This window comes from Mycobacterium sp. ML4, from assembly GCF_054515735.1.
This window is the reverse complement of sequence record NZ_JBTNSY010000001.1, coordinates 66,673-89,488: the sequence shown is the minus strand read 5'-3', so window position 1 is coordinate 89,488 and position 22,816 is coordinate 66,673. Positions and strand designations below refer to the sequence as shown.

17 protein-coding genes are annotated in these 22,816 nt (G+C 66.0%); 4 read left to right on the top strand and 13 right to left on the bottom strand.

The genetic code is table 11. The features are described from left to right. Window positions 1–97 precede the first annotated feature (97 nt). The 12 genes from ACX9NE_RS00375 to ACX9NE_RS00320 form a co-directional block, all read right to left on the bottom strand. On the bottom strand, window positions 98–385 hold the full coding sequence (locus ACX9NE_RS00375) for a WXG100 family type VII secretion target (RefSeq protein WP_459360281.1): 288 nt from the start codon (window positions 383–385) through the stop codon (window positions 98–100). A 41-nt stretch (window positions 386–426) separates the two neighbouring features. Continuing rightward, window positions 427–729, bottom strand: coding sequence for a WXG100 family type VII secretion target (locus ACX9NE_RS00370; RefSeq protein WP_459360282.1), 303 nt, complete (start codon window positions 727–729; stop codon window positions 427–429). Window positions 730–821: 92 nt separating this feature from the next. Continuing rightward, complete coding sequence (locus ACX9NE_RS00365) at window positions 822–1,922, bottom strand: PPE family protein (protein WP_459360283.1); 1,101 nt, start codon at window positions 1,920–1,922, stop codon at window positions 822–824. Window positions 1,923–2,169: 247 nt separating this feature from the next. Further along, a complete protein-coding gene (gene eccCb / locus ACX9NE_RS00360) occupies window positions 2,170–3,924 on the bottom strand; it encodes a type VII secretion protein EccCb (protein WP_459360284.1) in 1,755 nt (584 codons plus the stop codon). Further along, window positions 3,921–6,173, bottom strand: a complete 2,253-nt coding sequence (gene eccCa / locus ACX9NE_RS00355; RefSeq protein ID WP_459360285.1) for a type VII secretion protein EccCa — start codon at window positions 6,171–6,173, stop codon at window positions 3,921–3,923. The genes eccCb and eccCa overlap by 4 nt, the downstream gene beginning before the upstream one ends. A gap of 13 nt (window positions 6,174–6,186) precedes the next feature. Then, on the bottom strand, window positions 6,187–7,632 hold the full coding sequence (gene eccB / locus ACX9NE_RS00350) for a type VII secretion protein EccB (RefSeq protein ID WP_459360286.1): 1,446 nt from the start codon (window positions 7,630–7,632) through the stop codon (window positions 6,187–6,189). A 3-nt stretch (window positions 7,633–7,635) separates the two neighbouring features. After that, window positions 7,636–9,357 (bottom strand): type VII secretion AAA-ATPase EccA, encoded by a 1,722-nt coding sequence (eccA, locus tag ACX9NE_RS00345; protein ID WP_459360287.1) that lies wholly within the window; start codon window positions 9,355–9,357, stop codon window positions 7,636–7,638. Beyond that, window positions 9,354–9,908 carry a DUF2694 domain-containing protein gene (locus ACX9NE_RS00340; RefSeq protein ID WP_459360288.1) on the bottom strand — a complete coding sequence of 185 codons (555 nt, stop codon included), beginning with the start codon at window positions 9,906–9,908 and terminating at the stop codon, window positions 9,354–9,356. Before ACX9NE_RS00340 ends, eccA begins: the two co-directional genes overlap by 4 nt. Before the next feature lie 42 nt (window positions 9,909–9,950). After that, a complete protein-coding gene (locus tag ACX9NE_RS00335) occupies window positions 9,951–10,787 on the bottom strand; it encodes an ESX secretion-associated protein EspG (RefSeq protein ID WP_459360289.1) in 837 nt (278 codons plus the stop codon). Window positions 10,788–10,789: 2 nt separating this feature from the next. Next, window positions 10,790–11,101, bottom strand: a complete 312-nt coding sequence (locus ACX9NE_RS00330) for an ESX-1 secretion-associated protein (protein ID WP_459360290.1) — start codon at window positions 11,099–11,101, stop codon at window positions 10,790–10,792. Window positions 11,102–11,190: 89 nt separating this feature from the next. Then, a complete protein-coding gene (locus ACX9NE_RS00325; RefSeq protein ID WP_459360291.1) occupies window positions 11,191–12,441 on the bottom strand; it encodes an EspA/EspE family type VII secretion system effector in 1,251 nt (416 codons plus the stop codon). Between the two features lie 238 nt (window positions 12,442–12,679). Beyond that, on the bottom strand, window positions 12,680–13,750 hold the full coding sequence (locus ACX9NE_RS00320; protein WP_459360292.1) for a helix-turn-helix domain-containing protein: 1,071 nt from the start codon (window positions 13,748–13,750) through the stop codon (window positions 12,680–12,682). Between the two features lie 445 nt (window positions 13,751–14,195). Between ACX9NE_RS00320 and ACX9NE_RS00315 the strand changes: the two genes are divergently transcribed. Continuing rightward, window positions 14,196–14,486, top strand: a complete 291-nt coding sequence (locus tag ACX9NE_RS00315) for a WhiB family transcriptional regulator (protein ID WP_459360293.1) — start codon at window positions 14,196–14,198, stop codon at window positions 14,484–14,486. Window positions 14,487–14,816: 330 nt separating this feature from the next. Here the strand turns inward: ACX9NE_RS00315 and ACX9NE_RS00310 are convergent, their stop codons facing one another. After that, the gene (locus ACX9NE_RS00310) at window positions 14,817–15,827 is read right to left on the bottom strand and encodes a MinD/ParA family ATP-binding protein (RefSeq protein ID WP_459360362.1); all 1,011 of its coding nucleotides are present in this window, start codon (window positions 15,825–15,827) and stop codon (window positions 14,817–14,819) included. Here ACX9NE_RS00310 and ACX9NE_RS00305 point away from each other — a divergent pair. The 3 genes from ACX9NE_RS00305 to ACX9NE_RS00295 all read left to right on the top strand — a co-directional run bounded on the left by ACX9NE_RS00305 (window position 15,727) and on the right by ACX9NE_RS00295 (window position 22,691). Further along, a complete protein-coding gene (locus ACX9NE_RS00305) occupies window positions 15,727–16,023 on the top strand; it encodes a hypothetical protein (RefSeq protein WP_459360366.1) in 297 nt (98 codons plus the stop codon). The two genes, ACX9NE_RS00310 and ACX9NE_RS00305, sit on opposite strands and share 101 nt — an antisense overlap. A 625-nt stretch (window positions 16,024–16,648) precedes the next feature. Then, complete coding sequence (gene gltB, locus ACX9NE_RS00300; RefSeq protein ID WP_459360294.1) at window positions 16,649–21,232, top strand: glutamate synthase large subunit; 4,584 nt, start codon at window positions 16,649–16,651, stop codon at window positions 21,230–21,232. Further along, a complete protein-coding gene (locus tag ACX9NE_RS00295; protein ID WP_459360295.1) occupies window positions 21,225–22,691 on the top strand; it encodes a glutamate synthase subunit beta in 1,467 nt (488 codons plus the stop codon). The genes gltB and ACX9NE_RS00295 overlap by 8 nt, the downstream gene beginning before the upstream one ends. Window positions 22,692–22,816: the final 125 nt, after the last annotated feature.

The window sequence follows — 22,816 nt, the reverse complement described above, 5'->3', positions numbered from 1 at the left end:
GCAAAAAACACGAAGCACGAGAAGGGGCGAGATCCCCCGGATGGGTTGAACTCGCCCGATCTCGTGCTTCGAGATTCTACGCGTAGGAAGGCCCTACTTACGCGAACATTCCCGTCACGTTGCCCTCGGTCGACTGCATGGCCTGACCGGCCTCGCTGATCGTCCGGGCCAGGTTCTGCAGGGAGCTGTTCAGCTCCTGAGCGGTGCCGTCCCACTTCTGCTGCACGCCCTGGTAGGCCTCCGAACCGCTACCGCCCCACGCGGCGGCAAGCTTGGTCAGTGACTGCTTGCCCTCGTCGAGCAGGGAGTGAATGGTCGTGACATTCCCCTGGATGGTGCTGGCCGCGGCCTCGATGCCCGCGAAATTCCACTGCTGTTCTGTCATGTTTCTTGCTCCGTTTCTTGGTGGTATCTGGGGGGATTTATCTAGAAGCCCATTTGCGACGACAGTGCCTGCTGCTGCTCCTCGTCGGCACGCTGGTACTGGACGCCGGCCTGACGGATGTTCGTCGAAATCTCGTCGAGCTCAGCCTTCTGCTTGTTCGCGGCCTCTTGGAAGCGCAGGACGGCGGCCTGAGCGGCCTGGCCGGCGGCACCCTGCCATTGACCCTGCAGCGAAGCCGCGGTGGACTCGACCTGGTCGATCTGAGTCTTCAGGTCGCCGGAGATCCGCTCGAAATTACCTGCCTCTTGCGCGAGGGCAGCGGCATCAGTCTTCATCTCTGCCATGCTGGACTACTTTCTCTCATTCCATTCCTCGCCATGGGTTGGCAAGTCTTCCGGCCCGGTTTGGCCGGGAAGTCTGTTGTGGCTGTGGGCGATCACCAGTCGTCCTCGTCGTCCCACAGGTCTTCTTCCGATTCGTCGTGCTCCTGAGCGGCCGGGGCCGGAGCCGCCAGGCCAGGCCGGGAGCTGCCGCCTCCGCCCGCGCCCTGGCCCATCGCCCCCGCACCCACCGGGGCCGCGCCTCCGGTGGCCGACTCGCCGGCCGCCGCCGGCATCATCGCGGGACCGGTGGGCTTGTCGATTAGGCCCGTCATCAGTGGCGTGCGGGCCAGCGTGCCGCCCGCGCCGGGCAGCGCCTCGCCGCGCAGTAGGCCCGCGCCGACGCTCGCGCCCGACCCGCCGGCCAGCGGGTGGTTGGACAGTGGGCTGGCACCGACGAGACCTAGCTGGGATTCGTCGCTTCCGAGTCCCGTGCCGCTGCCGCCCGAGCTGCTGCCCATCTGGCCGATCATCGACGTCATCTGCTGCACGGGTTGGGTGAGCTGCTGCATCGGTCCGCTCAGCTCCGCGACCTGGCCGGCGGTCGCCGACAACTGGCCGGGTGTGACACTGCCGAGCTGGGTGGGCATGCCCATCATGGGGCTGGACGCCATGCTCTGGCTCATTCCCGGGTCGAGGATCGAAGCCATCGGCTCGATCTGCTCGAACATGGTGTTGGCCAGCGTTTCGGCCTGGTAGATGTCCATCGCGACGGCGGCCTGGGTCCACATCCGCACGAAGTAGTCGATCTCGTTGAGGGCGATCGGGATGGTGTTGATGCCGAAGAAGTTGGTGACCGTGAGCACCGCGGTGGTGATGTGGTTCATCGCGATCTCGGGCAGTGACGGCGTGGTGGCCATGGCCTGGGTGTATGCCGCCGCCTGCGCGGTGGCCTGAAGGCCACGCGTCTTCGCCTGTGTCGACGCGGTCTGCAACCAGGTGATCATCGGCAGAGCGGAGGAGATCGCTTTGTCGCTGCTGCCACCGGTCCAGGCTTCGCCCAGTGAGTTCAGCCGGGCGGTCAGCTCGACGGCCTGCGCATCGAGCGCGGCCGAAAGTGCCTGCCAGCCCGCCGCTGCTGCCAGCATGGGAGCCGGGCCTGCGCCGGCCATCAGCCGTGCTGTGTTCAGCTCTGGTGGCATGGCGTGCCACAGCATGGTGATCAACTCCCCTCTGGATCCTGCCGGCGATCACGCGAAGGCGCAATACGCCATTTCTATTCGTTCAGTTATGGCCTTTGCAATTGTGCTCCGGGCAAAAACTGCGCCGTTTATTGCCGGAAACTAAACCGTTGGTCAGCGTTTCCCTGGGGTTCGATTACTCGGAGTCCCCGGAACCAGCTCCGCCGGCTTGTCGACTGGCACTGAAATAATCCTAACCGGGACTTGGGGGTGGTCCGTGCACTTATTCTTGGAGATCGTCGGGGGGGTCGATGTAGGGCGCCTGGATGACCTCCTTTCCGTCGGGAGACACGAGAAAAGCCTGGCCAGGAGGCCGCCGCTTCACTTTGAACTCGCTGGAAGGGAACTCCTGCTTCTCTCCGGAGAGGAACATGGTCGGGGCGCCCGACCCGAAGGCGGCGCCGACGAACTTGTCCATCGTGGCCTTGTACGCCTGGCTCATCTGACAGGTGACAATGATGTGCAATCCGATATCCGCGGCGGCCGGTAACAGCGGGGCGAGTGGCGCCATAGGGGGCATGCCACTTGCGGCGCCGACGATCATGTGCCAGTCGTCCACCAACAGCACGACATCGAAACCGCTCCACCATGAACGCGAGCGCAATTGTTGGGTCGTTAAATCGGTCGGCGGCAGCCGCTTTTTCAGATTCGCCGCCAGCGCCAGCACCGCTTCGTCCAGGCTCGCGCTGTTGCGGTTGATCGCGCCCGCCTGCAACAGGTGTGACTGCGGCACGGCGTCCAGCAGGCCCGAGCGGTAGTCGGCAAGCATGAACCGAACCTGGTCGGGACTGTTGCGGGCGCAGATGGCCCGCGCGACGGCGTGAGCGATCGTCGTCTTGCCGGATTTGGCCGCGCCGAAGATGAGCAAATGCGGGTTGGTGTGCATATGGCTGTAGGCCGGGGTGAGGTCCGTCTCGCGTAGTCCGATCGGGATCTCCCAGCGGGTGCGGTAGTCCGACTCCGGGCCTGGCGGGTTCGGGTCGAGTTCGTGCAGGTAAATGCGCTCGGGCAGTACCCGGACCGGCGGTGCCTTCTCGGTGGTCTGCGACGCGATGTGGTTGACGCCCGCGGTCATGGCTTCCACCAGGTTCTCAGCGCTGTGCACGCCGTCGAATCGGGGCACGCCGATCATGAGGTGGTGCTTCTCGATTGAGACGGCCCGCCCGGGCCGGTTCGCCGGAATCTCCCGGGTGATCCGGTCGATCTGGGTCTCGTTGACGTCACCGAGGCGGAACTCGATCTTGGTGCCCAGGTAGTCGCGAACGCGTGACTTCAGTTCCGTCCATCGCGGGGTGGAGATGATGACGTGCACGCCGAATGCCAGGCCCTGGGCGGCCAGGTCCTGCACCGCACCTTCGAGCTCGTTGAACTCACTGACGAAACCCGGCCACCCGTCGATGATCAGGAAGACGTCGCCGTAGGGATCGGCCGAGACGGGATTGTTGGGATCATCGCGCAGCTGTCGGTACATCGCGATCGAACCGACCCGGTGCTCTTTGAACATCTGCTCCCGCTGCCGCATGACGGCCTGCATCTCGGCCACCACCCGGTAAACCTTGTCGGGCTCGGACCGGTTGGCGATGCCGCCGACGTGCGGCAAGTTCTCCAGGTAGATCAAGCCACCGCCGCCGAGGTCGATGCAGTAGAACTGCACGTTGCGCGGGGAGTGGGTAGCGGCTGCCGACATCACCAGCGTCTGCAGCAGGGTCGACTTCCCCGTCTGCGGGGCGCCACCGATGCCGATGTTGCCGCCTGCCCCCGAGACGTCGACTCCCCACACGTCCTGGAGGTGCCGGCGCGGCTCGTCCATGATTCCGAGCGCGAAGCGCAGCGGTTGTCGCCGATCCCGTGCGATGAGCTCGTTCAGCGGTGTCGGGTCCGCCAACGGCGGCAGCCACATCTTGTACGCCCGGGATTCGCCGGTGCCCAGCTGGTCGAGCACCACCTCGCGAAGCGCGCGAACTTCCGTGTCGGTCATATCAGTGCCTCTTCGATAGCCGGCGCGGTGTCGATCACCGGAGCCGCGGTGAACTGGTGGATCTTCACGGAGTGCTTGACGGCCGGGGTGCGGCCGCTGCCGTCCCCATTGGTCTCCACCTTTGCCGGAGGGATGTAGGGACCACCGATGTAGAAGGTGCTGAACTTGACCGGGTCTTCCATACCGCACCGGAGGAACCCGACACCACTTTCCTTGTTCGTGATGTACTGCGCCTCCGGCGTACCGATGACCGCCTTGGACTCATGAGAGCTGGTGGTACGCAGCGCGATCCGGTAGGTGAGGTTGGGCTCGAGCTTATCGATGCGGACACCTCCGGTTTGCAGCGACTGGGTGGCCAGCAACAGGTGTACCCGCAGCGACCGGCCGACGCGGCAGATCCGGTCGAACAGACCGATGAAGTCCGGGTGACTCTGCAACAGCTCGGCGAACTCGTCCACAACCACGAAAAGCGTTGGCAACGGCTTCAAGTCGGCCCCGCGTTCCCGGTATTTCTCGTACTCGGCCACGCCGGACAGGGCGCCCGCGGCACCGACCTGCATACCGGCCTGCCGCAGGATGTTCTGCCGCCGGTCGAGTTCGCCGGTGAGCACCTCACCCATGCGGCTGACCAGTTCGGCCTCCTCGGCCATGTTCGTGACGACCGCCGCGGTGTGGGGAAGTTTCTCCATTCCGAGGAAGGTCGAACCACCCTTGAAGTCGGTGAGTAGCAGGTTCACCTGATCGGGGTGGGTCATCGCGACCAGCGACAGGATGAGGGTGCGCAGGAATTCGGACTTGCCCGAACCCGTGGTGCCGATGAGCATGCCGTGTGGTCCGGCCCCGAATTCCGCGCCCTCCTTGATGTCGAGGTACATGACGTTGCCGGTCTTGAGTTCGTGGCCGAACGGGATCTTGAGGCGGTCCCGGTCGGTGTCGGTGTACATCCGCCAGCGGGCCGGCGTCACCTCTTCGACACTCTTGGCACCGACCAGCTGGTGCCATTCGGTGGCAACCTTCTTCTGGACGCGTTGCGTCTTGTCCAGGATGGTGCCGGTGATGGACCAGCCGGCGAGTTTGCGGGCCAGCCGGTTGGCTTCCAGCGGCGTCATGCTGTCGGCGGTCGAGGTCACCAGCCGGAACTGTTGGCCGGGCAACCGGTCTTCTGCCGACCCGTTCTCGTTGGCGCGGATGCGGTAGGCCGACCCGCGGTGGTTGCCCAGTGTGAGGACGGTGACGCCGGCACGTCCGTCGGGGGGAAACCCCGCCTTTCCTCCGGTGAGGTCGACCACGACGACGTAGGGGCCGGTGGGCAGCGCGTCGGGTGCGTGCGGTCCGCGCGCGGCCAGATCGGCCAGTTGGTCGGGCCTGGTGTAGATCATCCGCACCGCCCCTGAGGCGTCGGTTTCGGTCTGGTGCTGAACATGCGGGAGCCACTTCAGCCAGGACCAATCCGGATCATCGGGATCGTCGGTGAGCACCCGGATCTGCAGCAGGTCCGGCGGATGGAAAACCGCCAGGTGACAGATCATCGCAGCGAGCATCCGGTCCGCGTTCGGCCGGTGGCCGCCCAGCGCGACCGTCGGAAAGGTGCGCAGCTGAAGCAGTTTCGGGCAATCGTGAATCAGGCCGTGGGTGCGCAGGAATTTCACCACCCACATGTGGCTGACCGGCTCGAGGTACGGCTGGGGTGCCGCAGCGGAGGCGGCCAATTCGCCGCCGACGGCCGGTTTCAGCAGTCGGTCCACCGCCGGCTGGTCGCCGATGCCGATCCGGGTGGCAGCGTAGAAGTCGCTGTTGGCCGGTCGGGACCACTGCCGCTGCGTTCCGACGATCGACAGCAGGTCATCCGGGTGTGGCGCGTGGTAACTGAAGAAGGCGACCTGCGAGGTGGCCGACGCGGTCACCCGGCTGCGCAGGCCCGCCAGATACCGCAGGTATTCCTTCCGGTCGGCGTTGATCTCCGGCACTTTCTTGCCCCCACCGCCGGTGCCGCCGGCCATGCCACCGACCATCATCACGACCATCATCAGCGGCATCATCAGCATGTAGGGCGACAACTGCTTGGTGCCACCGGCCAGCATGATCGCGATCATGCCGACCATCGCACCGCCCATCACATAGGGAAGTGCCTTCTGGATGCCCGACGGCGGAATGTCGATGCCGAGATCATCGGGCGGGGTGAGGCTGATCTCGCCCGGCGTCAGCCGGGGACCGCGGGTGATGGTCGGGGTGAACTTCTTCGTCGTCATGATTCATCCGTCGTCATTGCGGGGCTCCCGGGGTTCCGCCCGGAACTTTTCGGGGAGTCGGGTCGGCCGGTAGCGTCTCGTGCTCCAGCATGGCCGCTTCCTTGGACAGCACCGGCCCGTCGACGAGCAGCCGAATGACCTCCCAGGGCGCGGTTTTCGGCGAACTCAGCCCCAGCGCCTTTGCCGCATCGGCATTGGGCACCCCGTAGCGCACCCCTTCGGGGTCGATGTAGTACATCGACTCGCCGTAGCGCGGATCAGGGGACTGTAACTGAACGAACCGGCCGCCGTCGATGTAAATGGTTGCCGTGCCCTGAATCTGCTTGATGCCGTTGTTCATCTGCGATGGCGGGATGGGCAGATGCCGGCCGGACAGCACGGTCGTCTTGGGGGCCTGGTCACCCGCCGCGCGGCTCCAGCTCCAGCACAGCGTCGGCTCGTCAGGCCGGGACAGGATCTTGAGCTGATCGTTGGGAAGCGGTGAGGCGTAGACCTTTTCTGGCATCCGAACCACCAGGCTCGGCACCACCGCGGGCGGTGCCACCAGCCCGTGTGACTGGGTGGCGCGCAACGCCGCCGCGGTGGTCGCGTTCACCATGGCGATGCCGTCGGGCAGCACGACGTAGTACTGGGGACCCTTGTCGGTGTGGATCTGGAACACCGAGCCGATCACCAGATCATCGGGCAGGCCGAGGGTGTTGGGCGTGCCGGCCAACGGTATGGGCGGCAACTGCCAGGCGCCCTGGCTGGGCAGCGCGTTGAACATCCCCTCGGAAATCGGGACGGGCTTGGCGGTGACGGGTATCCCCATCGCCGAAGTAAGCGCGCGGTCGGCGAGATCGATGGAGTGACGGCCTTTTTCGGTGACGATCCATTGCTGACCCTGGTAGGTCGCCAGCAGCGCCTCGTTCGAGTCGACCGGATCATTCGAGGAGTCCAGCTGCAGTGGCATCGCGATCACCGACGTCTGTATCGACGGTGAGGCGGTGTCGGCGCGGGCGACGGTGTCGCACAAGGTCCAGACCGAGGTGGTGTCACCGGACACCGGGGTGGCGTACGGTGCGCCGGGTATGCCCAGGGTCTGGCCCAGGGGCAGCTTGTTCAGCTCAGAGGACTTGACGGTCGCGGGGCTGGCCGGGTTGCCCAGCACCAGTCGTGCGGAGGTCAGGTTGTAGACGGGATGGAGTTGCCCCGAGATGATCACGTAAAGCTCGTTGGTCGCGCGATCGGTGAGCAGGGTCGTACCGCCGAGTTTGCCCTGAGGCTTGAAATAGGCCAGCAGCCCGGCGCCCGCCAGGATGATGACCGCGATGACCACACCGAGCCAGACCGAGCGGCTGTAGAACTGCAGGGGATCGTCGAACATGCGGGTGTCGCGGCGCACGATGGCGTGCTCGACTCGGCGAAGCAGGAAGCGCCAGCCGCTGACCTGAACCTTAGTGGTCAGGCGAAGCCCCATGTGTCACTCTCTCATGTTGAGGTGTCCATGTACCGCGGCGATCGCCTCGGCCATGTCCGTGCCGTTGATCTCCTGTAGACGGTCCACGTCGAGAGCCTCAATGTCGAGACCCTGCGCCAAACGCATATCGCGGGTCTGCTCGGCGGCCTCGACCAATTGCCGCGCGTAGCGGCCGTTCCCGGCGATGTCGAGGGCCGGCCGGCCGCGCAGCGTCCGGTCGTGCAGCATCTTGGCGGCCTCCAGTACCTCGTCCGCGGCCTCTGGGCTGAGTGTCGAGTCATTAGCGGCGGCAATGACTTTGGCGATCTCCAGGATCTCCTCGGGGCTGTAGGTGTCGAACTCGATGCGGGTGGCGAACCGCGAGCGCAGACCCTCGTTGGTCTCCAGCAGCCGGTCGATGTCGTTGCTGTACCCCGCGATGATCACCACCAGGCGGTCACGGTCGTTCTCCATGCGGGCCAGCAAGGTGTCCATGGCTTCCTGACCAAACGGGTCGGTGCGCCCGTCGCGTTCCTGCACCAGCGCATAGGCCTCATCGATGAACAGCACCCCGCCCAGGGCGTGGTCGATCGTCTTGGCGGTCTTGACCGCTGACTGTCCTTCGTACTCGGCGACGAAATCCTTGCGGGAGGTCTCGATCAGCTTCGGCTCGGCGATGACGCCCAACCCGGCCAGGATGTTGGCCACCACGCGCGCGATCGTGGTTTTGCCGGTGCCCGGGGGCCCGGTGAAGATCATGTGCTTGCTGGGCTGGGCGACCTTCATTCCCTTGGCGGCGCGAACCCGCGCCATCAGTGTCGCTGCGCGGTACCGCTCGATCTGCGTCTTGACCCGGCTGAGCCCGATCTGGCGGTCCAGTTCGGCCTGGGCCTCCTCCAGCAGCCGGTCGCGCCCGGAGTGGTCGGTCACTACGCTGCCCGGATCCCACGGGTCCGAGCGAGAAGCGATCTGCTCGGCCGTCGTGGTCTTCAGCCGGTACGACGAATCTTTCAGTGCCGCGGCGACTTTGGGCTCCGGATGAGTGGTCTGCAGCCACTCCAGCAGCGCCACGGCGGCATCCTCGTTACCCTGGCTGCGGCGCGCCATCGCCAGAAACCAGGCGATGGACCGTGCGCACGCCTCACCGGCCGGCGAGTCGTTGGCTTCGGTAAGCCGGCGTTCGGCTTCGGTGAACAGGCCGAGATTCGCCGCGGCCACCCCGTGCGCGACGCCGGCAGCGCCGGCGAGGAATTTGTCCGGCCACTTCGAGGCGCCCTTGACCTCGTCGATCACGTCGGTCCATCGTTCGGCGGCCCCGTAGATCACCGCCTTGAGCCACGCCACCAGATGCTCCGATCCGGCGACCGCGCTGGCGTCGATCGCTTCCAGTGCGTCGGCGTAGTTGCCTTGCGCCGCTTCGGACGACGCGAAACCCATGGTGATCGCCAGCGGCGAGGTGATCGGGTAGGTGATGTCGCCGTATATGCCCCCGATGGGCACCCGCGCGTTGAGCGTGCTCATCGATATCTGGGCGGCACCGGAAAGTTGCCCGAAGTTGCGACGCGAATACCAGGCGCGGAAGAGGGTCACGCGGTCGGTGTCGCCGCAGCGGATCCGCCCGACCCAGGCATCGCAGGCCGCGTCGTCGTAATTGGTGATCTCGGTGAACAGGTCGAGGGACCGTGCCTGCGACAACGGCAGCATGCCGACGGCACTATCGAACATACCGGCCAGGCGATCAGTCATTTATCACCGTTGTAGCGGGCCGTGTAGTCCACGTCATACCGGGTGGCGAACACCTCGGCCTCGCGCGCGGCGGCCTCTTCCGGTGTGGGCAGGTTCAAGGTCATGCCGACGAACTCGTGCAGCAGCGCGTTCTGCTGGTCGCTGTCGCCGGTCATTTCGCTCATGTTCTCCACCATGAAGGTGTGCTGTGCGGCCCGCGCCTTCTGCCGGGCCAGGTCGGCGATGACGAAGATCTCTTCCGCTAGCGCGGGTTCGGACATGCTCGACGCCTTGTCCGTCACGGTGATGTGCTGGACCCGTCCGTCCATCAGCGCGGTGACCGAGACGGACCCCTGCGGGTTGGTGACGGTGAACAACGCGAGGTCGGGTTCTTCTTCCTTCTCCGTCAGTCCCTGCAGCGCGTCGAGCTCCGTTCCGTCGTCGCCGGATTCGGTCGGGGGTGCATAGTCGCTCAGCGCGTCAAGAGGTGACTGCTCGACGGCGGCTGCACCACCGGAGAAGTCCAGCGCTCCGAGATCATCGCTGTCGTAGTCGTTCCCGGGCAGGTCCACTGTCGGGTCCCTTTCTCGTATCGGAAGTTTGCGAAGTCGTCCTCAGGCGGAGGCTTGGGCGTGATCCAGCCAGGAGCCGGCGGGTAGCAGCTCCAGCAAGCTGTCGAGGGCACGCTGCAGGTTCTGTTGACTGCCGGCCAGGAAGCTGCCGTACAGCTCGCCGCCGACCCGCCGCGGCAGCGAGACCAACCGGCCATGCTTTGAGTCCAGAACCCCTGCGGCAGCTGAGGTATGGGTGGTGGTGCCACCGGGATGCCGTTGCGTAGCGATGATCTCGACCCAGCTCGTCGGGTCGCTCACGATCTCGGCGTAGATGCGCGCCTGGGCGGGCGGGACCCCGTGCCGGGTGAGCTGCGCGGCCGTCGTGCATTCGGCCAGCTCGCTGGCGATTCCTGTCAGCGGTTCGACATTGGCCGGTTCGGCCGGGCCCAGCACGGTGGTCACCATTCCGGCCAGACCGACCTGTGGCGCCACCAGCTGCAGCACCAGCATGTCGTCGTCGCGCGCCGCGATCACATGGGTATCGCCCTTGCGGCACACCGCAAACCGCACCATCACGCCGTCCGCGCGGTCGCGGCGCCACCACCGGCACTCCAAGGTCCGGTCCGCCCTGCTGATGGTTTCCACCATCCTGGCGACGCTCGGGTGGGGCTGGCCGTTGTGGTCCAGCACGCCTTGCGCGGTAAGGTCGCGCTGCACCTGTTCCCAGACGATGTCGCGCAGGTCCTCTTGCGGAATGTTGGGCCGGATCCCAAGCGCGACGGGGAAATCCACCAGGTGCAACCGGTCGGCGATGACCAGCATGCCGTCGATGGTCACCTCGACGCCCACGACGTCGTCGACCAAGCCCGCGCGACCGGATGCGAGCGGACCGGACATGATCAGCCGAAGATCTTGTCGATGACGCCGGCCAGCCCCTGGTCGGCGTTGAGGTAGGCGGTGGCGGCCTGGATCAGGTTCGTGGCAAGTCCGGTGGCCACGCCCTGCACCCCTTTGCCGGTATTGCCTCGGTTGGTTTCCACTTCGCGCAGCGCATTGTTGAACTTGGATGTGAACGAACCATGGGTCATCGAGACCTTGCTGCTGATCCCGCTGACCGAGTCGGTCGCGGTTTTGAATTGGTTCGCTATGTCGTTCTGCATGCCTGACAGCACCTTCAGAAATGATGGCGCGACGCTGAGAACTCCGGACATGGGGTAGACCCTCCTCTACGTTTAACGTTTTACTCGCTATGGCTTTGGCTTGCTATGGGTTTGGCCGTTTAGTGGCCGAGTGTTCGCAATCAGAGGACGGTCCCCTGCTGGCCCTGCTGGCCGCCGGCACCCGCCTCGACGGGTGCGCGCTCGCCTTCGGAGCCCGCTGCCGCGGCCCCCATGTCTTGCTGGTCGTCCTTCTGGGCGCCTTGTTGCGCTTGCGCGGAGATCATCTGGGCCTGCTGGCTGGCCATGCTTCCCATCTGGCCCGGGCCGCCGCCGGCCGCCACGAGCTGCTGCAACTGGCCCATCGTCGACGTGATCTGTCCGACGCCGGGCAACTGGGCGAAGCTGAGCAGGTTGCTGAAGCTCAGTGCCGGCATGCCGGCGAAGCCTCCCAGGAAGTCGGGAAGGGCCGCCAATTCCGTCCAGGTGGGCAGCGCGCCCAGGTTGCCGACACCCGGGAACAGGTCGCCGAGGCTGGGCAGTCCGGGGAACAGGTTGGGGATGCCGGGCATCCCGGGCAGGTTGGGGAAACCGGGGATCAGGCCGCCGCCGCCGAAGTCCGGGAAGCCCGGGATGAGGCCGCCGAAGTTCGGCAGTCCCGGGATGTTCGGCCACTGGAAGTCGGGTAGGCCCGGGATGGGCAGGTTGAAGTCCGGAATGCCCGGGGTGGGGGGCCAGGTGAATTCCGGCAGGCCGGGGATGTTGGGGAAGCCGGGGATCGGGAGGTCGGGCAGCTTCGGCGGCCAGAGGTCGCCGATGATGCCGCCGATGATGTCGGGGATCAGCCCGGCCAGGTTGGGCAGGTTGGTCAGGATGTCGAGCAATCGTCCGCCCAGTCCGACCATGCTGGCCGCGTTCATCGCGGTCATGATGGTCAGGTAGAGCAGGGCGCCGCCGACGACGGCCATCGCGAGGCCGCAGGCCGGAATGGCCAGCGCCACCGACAGGGCGTCACCGACAAACCAGAGGTGGTCTTCGAGCCATTTGCAGGCTTTGTAGACGCCGTCGACCATCTTCTTCATGGCACGCAGTACGTCACGCGTGTCGGAAACATGCTCGGCCTGATTCGAGATCAGGTTGCCCGTGAGATTGTCGATGTCACCCATCAACTTGGCGCGCAGCTGTTGGGCTGTGTTCTGGTTCAAATAGGCGTCCGCGGCGCTGCCAATCCAGTTGGTGCCGGGAATGGCCAGACCGATCTTGTCGGCTACGCCTTTGAACAATGACGAACCCGCATTGAATATGTCACCCGGGTCAGGAATACCCTCGCCCAGCAAAAACAACTGGGCATAGATGAAGTTGCTGGTGGTCCTGCACATCGCGCTACCCGACATTTGAGTGGTTCCTTACGTTGGCTTGTTGGTGTGCACGGTCATTTCTTTATGCACCTTCGCACCGTATGTTGAGCTTAGCAGCGCTCTGACAGGGCTAGATGCACGAATTTTCGGGTGGGGCGGGCCATTTCGGGCGCACCACGGATCCAACTTCACAGCTGCGTTTGGCAACGGCGTGCACGTTCCCCGGACAATCGCATCCCACCGCGTCAGCGTGTGATTGCGCCGCCCGACCATGTCAATTGATCTGACTTATGAGGGCTTCGATCGCTTCGGCAGTTTCGGCCGGCAAGACTTCTTCGGCTTCGGCTCGGACGATCATTTCTTCACTGACTCCGGCCGCTTGCGCCGTTTCCGAAGTGGAAAGATTGGCCCGCCGCCGGGCCGCATACAAACGCTGGGCCAAGGTGGCGCCCGGTGCCGTTGCGCCCAGTGTCATCAATTCGTCGTGGTATCGCCGCACCGACCCCATTGCTTTGATGAGTTCGGGAGTGATCCGGCTGATTCGCGTGGCCTGTACGGCGATGCCTTCGAGTTGGCGCAGGTCCGCGAGAATCGGCGCCGCACGCTCGGTGAACTCCGGATCGTCGGGAGAGGGCAGCGCGGCGATGGCCAGGCTGCAGGTGTCGACGGCGGCGGCCACGGCCTGGGCGATCAGCGACGCGGGCCCGTCACCGGCGGGCGGGGCCTGGGCTGCGCCATCGGGGGCCGGTGTCGGAACGGGTTGATTGGCGACGGCCTCACCCTCACGGATGCGGGCGATTGTGCCCGCCGGCCACTGCAGTACTTCCTCGAGCTTGGCGCGGGTGCGCTCCCGAGGCCAACTGCGTCCCTTCTCAAAGGAGATCAGCGCACCCGCGTTGATGATGCCGTCGGCCGCCAGGCTGCGCTGGCTGATGTCGAGTTCGCGACGGCGGGCGGCGGCAGCCGCACCGGCTCTCACCACGCCGGGGTCGGCGTCATTGGTCAGATCGTCCTGACGGTGCTCTTCAGGCGGATTCGACGGCCTGACGACTTCGAACGTCAACGCCTTGCCTCCAGTGGGATCGCCGAACCGGACGTTGTAGTTGTCGCTGACGGACGGGCTCTCGTGCAGTCCGTCGACGAACATACCGCTCGGGTGATCGTCGACGACGCGCCACGTTCCGTGATTGGCCACCGCCCGCAGGTCCACACCGGCGGCCTGCGGGCCATAACGCTGCGGACGGCCGATGTCCACGACGGTGTAGCCGGTCGCGATCGCAGTGGCCGCGACACCGCCGGCGACGGCCGGCGCAGCCGGCCGCACAGTCGATTCGGCGTTGGGCATCTGCGTGGAATCCTCGCTCGCGCTGGTCAGGGCGGTCGGCACGGCGAGCCGCGGGACCCGCCTTCCGCTGACCAACATCGTAACCGTTGCACCCTTCTATTGCTATACCTTCGCTACGCTTTGCGTGCGGTCGTCACGCCAGGTGCCGAGATGCCGAAACCGGCCAACCGCTACGGTTAACCATAGCGCCAACCGTCGCTACGCGAAACACTTTGTTCGAATGCTGTCGATCGAAGCAGCTGATCATCAGCCGACGCACAGCCGATTGCCAGCAGATAACCCCTGGTGATTGCAGGTTGAATGGGTAAACTCGCCCGTCCCGCCGGAAAGCCGTAGCGCTAGCTGCGCCCCGCTGCACAATGAACTGTTGCACTGCGACGGTTGATTGCGCTAACCTTCTGGCGGAGGGGCAGAACGCGCAACGCTTTATGGAGGAATGCACGACATGACCGCAACAACGCTGTACGAAGTCCCGCAGCTGGGCGTGTGCACGCAAGACCCCGACCGCTGGACGACGACCCCTGACGAAGAGGCCAAGACGTTGTGCCGGGCCTGCCCACGCCGGTGGCCGTGCGCGAAGGAAGCTGTGGAATCGCCTGGCGCTGAGGGGCTTTGGGCCGGTGTGGTGATCCCTGACTCGGGCCGTCCGCGGGCGTTCGCGTTGGCCCAGCTGCGGTCGCTGGCCGAGCGCAACGGTTTCACCGTCCGTGAGCGGGTGACCGCCCAATCGGCATAGGTCGCGACAGTTCCGAGCCCCTGCTTCGAGGGGTCTGCGGTCTGGGCCGTGATCAGCCGACTGCGTCGACAGCGCGAGAAATCATTGAGATTTCTCGCGCTGTTTGCGTCTGCGGGTTGCTACGACGCATCGACCGGGTGGAACCGGATGCGGCGAGCGGCCCGCCAGTGACTCGAACCCGTCGGCACCGCCGACGGGCACCCTGGCGGGTAATGCGCGCAAGACCGGCCGCGCGTCGTCGGCCGTCGACCGGCAGCTGTTCGGGGTGAACGTGTTGACCGTGCGCGGCGCCGTGATCTCCAGGGTCCAGGCAGCGGCTGATCCGAGGCGCTAGCCGCGGCCGCGAGGGCGGGGTGCCTCGGCTCGCGAGGCGAAGTAGCCGGTGATGGTCGCCGCGATCTGCAAAAACTTCAGGCGCGTCGCTGCGGCCATCTCCGCTGTGACGTCGATGACGCCGCCCGGTCGCAGATGGGGGTCGAACGGCACCTCGACCACCGGTTGTCCGTGGTCGACGAACTCGCGAGCCAGGAGCGACCGGGTGCGTTTGTCGGCGTGGCCGTCAGAGTCGTTGAGCACGACGACGCTGCGCCGCAGCAGATCGCCGAGGTCGTGATCCGACAACCACTCGACGGTCTTGGCGGCAGCGGCGGCGCCGTCCGCCCACGGCGAGGAGACCACGATCAGGGCGTCCAGATCCCGCAGCACTTCGCGGGTGACGGCCGCATCCATCGTGGAGCCACAGTCGATGACCGAGATGGCGAAGTGCCGATCCAGCCGCAACGCGGCTTCCCGGTAGATGGCGGGGTCCAGCACCCGGCGCGGTCCGGACAGCGGTTCACCACCTAGCACGTAGAGGCCGGTGGAGTTTCTGCCGACGCGGGAGGTCACGTCGGCGAAGGACTGCAGGTTCTTGTCGGCGGTCAGCTCCCAGAACGAGCCGGTGGTGCCCGGATCGATCCTGCTGCTGAGCCGGCCGAAGGCGGTGTCGGCATCGATCGCGACGATGCGGTCCTGCAGGCGCAGCTCAGCGAGGATCGAGCCGACGCTGGCAGCCACCGAAGTCTTGCCGACGCCGCCTTTACCGAGCACGCCGACCTTGTGGTTGCCGTGCAGGGCGGTTCGGATGGCGGCTTCGAATCGGGCCGCATCGCGCTGCGCGGCCGACGGCCCGGGCTTGAACAGGCCGAATGTTGCCGCACGCACCACGCGTCGCCAACCGCGTTCGGTCGGCTGGGCCCGCGTGTGGGTCGGTGACGCCGCGGCGCCCGGCCAGGGTCCGGCCGGTAGTGGGGGATGGTCGGGACGCCGGGGCGGTGACACCGGGCGGGCCGGTCCGGGCAGGGGCGGAACCGCACGGGCGGGAACGTCGGCGCGGAGTGGCGGCGGTGGCATTTCGCGCCGCGCCGGCTCGGGCGGAGCCGGCGGAACGGGTTTCGGCGGCGGAGCGGGGGCGTGTTGCACCGGCGGGGGCGCGGGCGAGGGGGACGGCGTCCGGGGACTCGCGGTGCGCTGTTCGGGCGGAGGTGTGCCCCGCTGATCGCGCCGGATACGGTTGCGCAGAAATTCCTGGGGCTCGTTCATGGGCCCCTCCAGTATCGGCTACCGGCTGGTCCGCGCCAGCCGGGCCCGGGCCGTGCAAACTCTGCCCGAGCCGTGTCTCGCGTCGGCACGCCGGCTGGCCGCAGGCCCGGTGCCGATATCCCTGACATTGCTGCCACGCGTTATTGCGTGCGGTGTTGCCGGTGTGACACGCGGGGGCCATGGGGTGACCGCGGGACGGGACGGCCCCCGGGTAGTTGCAGCAAAGTCGAACCGGACAGCTGCGCTGATCGCCCGGGCGTTGCGATCCCCGCCACAGCCACGCCACCGTCAAGCGCTGGTAACAGCGAATTTACGGCGCTGCCAGGTGAACGGTTAGTATTGGTAAGTTGGCATGTCAGGCGGTTTTTGTCATATCGTTTTACGACTTGTCGAAACCAGGTTCGGGGCTACCGTTCAATGCTGCACGGACGAATCCCCGACCGGATTATCTCCGCTTGGCGGACAGCCTGTCGATGAGACCGAGGGGGTCGAGCCCGCAACCTCCGAGTGCGGTCCTATCGATTCGGAAAGTCGATTCGCGAAGCGGCCGTGCAGAAAGTCTGCTGAAGGGTTAGGTGGGAATGACGCCCAGGCGCGTCGGGCTTTATAACCCCGCATACGAACACGATTCATGCGGTGTGGCCATGGTCGTAGACATGCACGGTCGGCGTAGCCGCGACATCGTGGACAAGGCGATCACCGCACTGCTCAATCTCGAACACCGCGGTGCCGCGGGCGCCGAACCGCGTAGCGGTGACGGCGCCGGCATCCTGATTCAGGTCCCGGATGCCTTCCTGCGCGAGGTCGTCGATTTCGAGCTCCCCGAGGCGGGTAGCTACGCCACCGGCATCGCGTTCCTGCCCCAGTCGTCCAAGGACGCCGCGTCGGCGTGCGCCGCGGTCGAGAAGATCGCCGAATCCGAGGGCCTGCAGGTGCTCGGTTGGCGCAACGTGCCCACCGACGACTCCTCGCTGGGCGCCTTGTCGCGCGATGCGATGCCCACCTTCCGCCAGGTCTTCATGGCCGGCGCGTCCGGCATGGCGCTGGAACGGCGCGCTTACATCGTCCGCAAGCGGGCCGAGCATGAACTCGGCACCAAGGGCCCGGGTCAGGACGGCCCGGGCCGCGAGACGGTGTACTTCCCGAGCCTGTCGGGTCAGACGTTCGTCTACAAAGGCATGCTGACCACTCCCCAGCTCAAGGCCTTCTACCTGGATCTGCAGGACAACCGCGTGACCAGCGCGCTGGGAATCGTGCACTCCCGGTTCTCCACCAACACCTTCCCGTCCTGGCCGCTGGCACACCCGTTCCGCCGGGTCGCGCACAACGGCGAGATCAACACCGTCACTGGCAACGAGAACTGGATGCGGGCCCGGGAAGCGCTGATCAAGACCGACATCTTCGGTTCGCAGGAGGACGTCGAGAAGCTGTTCCCGATTTGTACGCCCGGGGCATCTGACACCGCCCGCTTCGACGAGGTGGTCGAATTGCTGCACCTGGGCGGCCGCAGTCTGGCTCACGCGGTGTTGATGATGATCCCCGAGGCGTGGGAACGCCACGAGAGTATGGACCGGCGTAGGCGAGCCTTTTATCAGTATCACGCCGCTCTCATGGAGCCTTGGGACGGCCCCGCGTCGATCACGTTCACCGACGGCACCATCGTGGGCGCCGTGTTGGACCGCAACGGCCTGCGACCGTCCCGGATCTGGGTCACCGAAGACGGCCTGGTCGTGATGGCGTCGGAGGCCGGGGTGCTGGACCTGAACCCCTCCACCGTGGTCAAGCGGATGCGGCTGCAACCGGGCCGGATGTTCCTGGTGGACACCACCCAGGGCCGCATCGTCTCCGATGAGGAGATCAAAGCCGAACTGGCCGCTGAGCATCCGTATCAGGAGTGGCTCGACAAGGGTCTGGTTCCGCTCGAGAAACTGCCGGCAAACAAGTACGTGCGCATGCCGCATCACCGCCTGGTCGTACGGCAACAGACCTTCGGTTACACCTACGAGGAACTGAACCTGCTGGTGGCTCCCATGGCGCGCACCGGCGCGGAGCCGCTCGGGTCGATGGGCACCGACACCCCGATCGCCGTGCTGTCCAAGCGTCCGAGGATGCTTTTCGACTACTTCCACCAGTTGTTCGCCCAGGTGACCAACCCGCCGCTGGATGCGATCCGCGAAGAGGTGGTGACCAGCCTGCAAGGCACCACCGGCGGGGAGCGCGACCTGCTCAACCCGGATGAGACATCCTGCCACCAGATCTCACTGCCATCGCCGATTCTGCGCAATTTCGAATTGGCCAAACTGATCAACCTCAACCCCGAGGACGAGGTCAACGGCAGGCCACATGGATTGCGGTCCAAGGTGATTCACTGCCTGTACCGGGTCGCCGAGGGCGGTGCCGGGCTGGCCGCCGCACTCGACGACGTGCGCGCGCAGGCGTCGGCGGCGATCGCCGACGGTGCACGGCTGATCATCCTTTCCGACCGCAACTCCGACCAGACGATGGCTCCCATCCCGTCGCTGCTGGCCGTGGCTGGTGTGCACCACTACTTGGTGCGGGATCGCACCCGTACGCACGTGGGTCTGGTCGTCGAATCCGGCGACGCCCGCGAAGTGCACCACATGGCAATGCTCATCGGGTGCGGTGCGGCCGCGATCAACCCGTACCTGGTGTTCGAGTCGATCGAAGACATGCTGGACCGCGGCCTGATCGACGGCATCGAACGCAACCAAGCGCTCAACAACTACGTCAAGGCCGCGGGCAAAGGCGTGCTGAAGGTGATGTCCAAGATGGGCATCTCGACCTTGGCGTCCTACACCGGTGCGCAGCTCTTCCAGGCCGTCGGCATCTCCGAGGACGTGCTCGACGAGTACTTCACCGGATTGGCCTGTCCCACCGGCGGCATCACCCTCGACGACATCGCCGCCGATGTCGCGTCCCGGCACGCACTTGCCTACCTGGACCGGCCGGACGAGCGAGCGCACCGCGAGCTGGAGGTGGGCGGGGAATACCAGTGGCGTCGCGAGGGCGAGTACCACCTGTTCAACCCGGAGACCGTTTTCAAGCTGCAGCACGCCACCCGGACCGGGCAGTACCAGATCTTCAAGGAGTACACCCGGCTGGTCGACGACCAGAGCGAGCGGATGGCATCGCTGCGCGGGCTGCTCAAGTTCCGTGCCGGCCTGCGCCCATCGGTGCCGATCGACGAGGTCGAGCCGGCCAGTGAAATCGTCAAGCGTTTTTCCACCGGCGCGATGAGCTACGGCTCAATCTCCGCCGAAGCGCACGAGACACTTGCCATCGCGATGAACCGGTTGGGTGCCCGGTCCAACTGCGGTGAGGGCGGCGAGGACGTCACGCGGTTCGAGAAGGATCCCAACGGCGACTGGCGGCGCAGCGCGATCAAGCAGGTCGCCTCCGGCCGGTTCGGCGTCACCTCGCATTACCTGACCAACTGCACCGACATCCAGATCAAGATGGCCCAGGGCGCCAAACCCGGTGAGGGCGGCCAACTCCCTGGGCACAAGGTGTATCCGTGGGTGGCCTCGGTGCGGCACTCCACGCCGGGCGTCGGGCTGATCTCCCCGCCGCCGCACCACGACATCTACTCGATCGAGGATCTGGCACAGCTGATCCACGACCTCAAGAACGCCAACCCGTCGGCGCGAGTACATGTGAAGCTGGTGTCGGAGAACGGTGTCGGGACGGTGGCCGCAGGCGTGTCCAAGGCACACGCCGACGTGGTGCTGATCTCCGGGCACGATGGCGGCACCGGCGCGACTCCGCTGACGTCGATGAAGCACGCGGGCGCCCCGTGGGAGCTGGGTCTGGCCGAGACGCAGCAGACCCTGCTGCTCAACGGGTTGCGTGACCGGATCGTGGTCCAGGTGGACGGCCAGCTCAAGACCGGTCGCGACGTGATGATCGCGACGTTGCTCGGCGCCGAGGAATTCGGTTTCGCCACCGCCCCTCTGGTGGTGGCCGGCTGCATCATGATGCGGGTCTGTCACCTCGACACCTGCCCCGTGGGCGTGGCCACCCAGAATCCGCTGCTGCGCGAGCGGTTCACCGGCAAGCCGGAGTTCGTGGAGAACTTCTTCATGTTCATCGCCGAGGAGATGCGGGAGTACCTGGCGCAGTTGGGCTTCCGGACGGTGAACGAGGCCGTGGGACAGGCCGGAGCGCTGGACACCACGTTGGCCCGGGCGCACTGGAAGGCCCACCGGCTGGATCTGACACCGGTGCTGCACGAGCCGGAATCGGCGTTCATGAACCAGGACCTGTACTGCAGTTCGCGGCAGGACCACGGCTTGGACAAGGCGCTGGACCAGCAGTTGATCGTGATGAGCCGGGAAGCGCTGGATTCCCAGAAGCCGGTCCGTTTTTCCACCACGATCAGCAACGTCAACCGCACCGTGGGCACGATGCTCGGCCACGAGGTGACGAAAGCCTATGGCGGACAAGGGTTGCCGGACGGAACCATCGACATCACGTTCGAGGGGTCGGCCGGCAACAGCTTCGGAGCCTTCGTGCCCAGGGGGATCACTCTGCGTATCTACGGCGATGCCAACGACTACGTGGGCAAGGGCCTGTCCGGGGGCCGGATCGTGGTGCGCCCGTCCGACAATGCACCCGAGGATTATGTCGCCGAGGACAACATCATCGGTGGCAACGTGATCCTGTTCGGCGCCACCAGCGGTGAGGTCTACTTGCGTGGGGTGGTCGGTGAGCGGTTCGCGGTCCGCAACTCCGGCGCCCATGCGGTGGTCGAGGGCATCGGCGACCACGGCTGCGAATACATGACCGGTGGCCGGGTGGTCATCCTGGGCGCCACGGGGCGCAACTTCGCCGCCGGCATGTCGGGCGGCGTGGCCTACGTCTATGACCCCGAGGAGCAACTGCCCAGCAACCTCAACATCGAGATGGTCGACGCCGAGGCACTGGACTCCGACGATGCGGAGTTCCTGCACGGCATCATCACGGCGCACGTGGATGCCACCGATTCTGCTGTCGGCCGACGTATCCTGGCCGACTGGCGTAACCAGCAGCGGCATTTCGTGAAGGTGATGCCGCGCGACTACAAGAAGGTGCTGCAGGCGATCGCTGACGCCGAACGCGACGGCACCGATGTCGACAAGGCGATTATGGCGGCGGCGCATGGCTGATCCAACTGGCTTTCTCAAGTACACGCACCGGGAATTGCCCAAGCGGCGACCCGTCCCGCTGCGGCTCAAGGACTGGAAAGAGGTCTACGAGGAGTTCGACGGCGAGACGTTGCGCGAGCAGGCGACGCGCTGCATGGACTGCGGTATTCCGTTCTGCCACAACGGCTGTCCGCTGGGCAACCTGATTCCGGAATGGAACGATCTGGTTCGCAGGGGGCGTTTCCGCGACGCGATCGACCGGTTGCATGCAACGAACAACTTCCCCGACTTCACCGGACGCCTGTGTCCGGCTCCGTGTGAGCCGGCGTGCGTGCTGGGCATCAACCAGGACCCGGTGACGATCAAGCAGATCGAGCTCGAGATCATCGACAGGGCCTACGACGAAGGCTGGGTGGAACCGGTACCGCCGCATTGCGATACCGGTAAGACGGTCGCCGTCGTCGGCTCGGGTCCCGCGGGATTGGCTGCGGCGCAACAACTGACGCGTGCCGGGCACAAGGTCACCGTGTTCGAGCGGGATGACCGGATCGGCGGATTGCTGCGATACGGCATTCCCGAGTTCAAGATGGAGAAGCGGGTGCTCGACCGCCGGCTGCAGCAGATGGTGGCCGAGGGCACCCAATTCCGGCCCGGCGTCAACGTCGGGGAGGACATCACCGCCGAGCAGCTGCTGTCCGACTTCGACGCGGTCGTGCTGGCCGGGGGCGCCACCGCGTGGCGCGACCTGCCGGTGCCGGGCCGCGATCTCGACGGCATCCACCAGGCGATGGAGTACCTGCCGTGGGGCAACCGGGTCCAGGAGGGTGACGACGTGCTGGGGCCGGACGGGGAGCCGCCGATCACCGCCAAGGGCAAGAAGGTGGTGATCATCGGAGGCGGTGACACCGGCGCGGACTGCCTGGGCACCGCGCACCGGCAGGGCGCGGCGCGCATTCACCAGTTCGAGATCATGCCCCGGCCGCCGGAGACCCGGGCCGCGTCCACGCCCTGGCCGACGTATCCGCTGATGTACCGCATCGCCTCGGCGCACGAGGAGGGCGGCGAGCGGGTGTTCTCGGTGAATACCGAGGAGTTCGTCGGCGAGGACGGGCACGTGACGGCGCTCAGGGTGCACGAGGTGGCGATGCAGGACGGAAAGTTCGTCAAGGTCGAAGGGACCGACTTCGAGCTCGAAGCCGACCTGGTGTTGCTGGCGATGGGATTCGTCGGGCCGGAGAAGCCGGGTCTGCTCACCGACCTGGGGGTGAAGTTCACCGAGCGCGGCAACGTGGCACGCGGCGACGACTACGAGACCTCGATTCCGGGTGTGTTCGTGGCCGGCGACATGGGCCGCGGCCAGTCGTTGATCGTCTGGGCGATCGCCGAAGGCCGATCCGCCGCCGCGGCGGTGGACCGTTATCTGATGGGTGCCAGTGCGTTGCCGGCGCCGATCAAGCCGACCGCGGCACCACTCGCTTAACCTCATCCGTCACATCCGAAACATTTGATAAATGTTCGGCGCGCCGCCGAACGTTTGCCAGCGCATCGGTGTCTAATAACTGTCTGTGGTCTCCGTCACAGGGAGCTCGGGCCGCCCGGGAGCCA

What these genes read in the sequence shown, in the direction of transcription:
- ACX9NE_RS00375 (WP_459360281.1), bottom strand. Translation starts at nt 385, where the DNA reads ATGACAGAACAGCAGTGGAATTTCGCGGGCATCGAGGCCGCGGCCAGC.
- ACX9NE_RS00370 (WP_459360282.1), bottom strand. Translation starts at nt 729, where the DNA reads ATGGCAGAGATGAAGACTGATGCCGCTGCCCTCGCGCAAGAGGCAGGT.
- ACX9NE_RS00365 (WP_459360283.1), bottom strand. Translation starts at nt 1,922, where the DNA reads ATGCTGTGGCACGCCATGCCACCAGAGCTGAACACAGCACGGCTGATG.
- eccCb (WP_459360284.1), bottom strand. Translation starts at nt 3,924, where the DNA reads ATGACCGACACGGAAGTTCGCGCGCTTCGCGAGGTGGTGCTCGACCAG.
- eccCa (WP_459360285.1), bottom strand. Translation starts at nt 6,173, where the DNA reads ATGACGACGAAGAAGTTCACCCCGACCATCACCCGCGGTCCCCGGCTG.
- eccB (WP_459360286.1), bottom strand. Translation starts at nt 7,632, where the DNA reads ATGGGGCTTCGCCTGACCACTAAGGTTCAGGTCAGCGGCTGGCGCTTC.
- eccA (WP_459360287.1), bottom strand. Translation starts at nt 9,357, where the DNA reads ATGACTGATCGCCTGGCCGGTATGTTCGATAGTGCCGTCGGCATGCTG.
- ACX9NE_RS00335 (WP_459360289.1), bottom strand. Translation starts at nt 10,787, where the DNA reads ATGTCCGGTCCGCTCGCATCCGGTCGCGCGGGCTTGGTCGACGACGTC.
- ACX9NE_RS00330 (WP_459360290.1), bottom strand. Translation starts at nt 11,101, where the DNA reads ATGTCCGGAGTTCTCAGCGTCGCGCCATCATTTCTGAAGGTGCTGTCA.
- ACX9NE_RS00325 (WP_459360291.1), bottom strand. Translation starts at nt 12,441, where the DNA reads ATGTCGGGTAGCGCGATGTGCAGGACCACCAGCAACTTCATCTATGCC.
- ACX9NE_RS00320 (WP_459360292.1), bottom strand. Translation starts at nt 13,750, where the DNA reads ATGCCCAACGCCGAATCGACTGTGCGGCCGGCTGCGCCGGCCGTCGCC.
- ACX9NE_RS00315 (WP_459360293.1), top strand. Translation starts at nt 14,196, where the DNA reads ATGACCGCAACAACGCTGTACGAAGTCCCGCAGCTGGGCGTGTGCACG.
- gltB (WP_459360294.1), top strand. Translation starts at nt 16,649, where the DNA reads ATGACGCCCAGGCGCGTCGGGCTTTATAACCCCGCATACGAACACGAT.
- ACX9NE_RS00295 (WP_459360295.1), top strand. Translation starts at nt 21,225, where the DNA reads ATGGCTGATCCAACTGGCTTTCTCAAGTACACGCACCGGGAATTGCCC.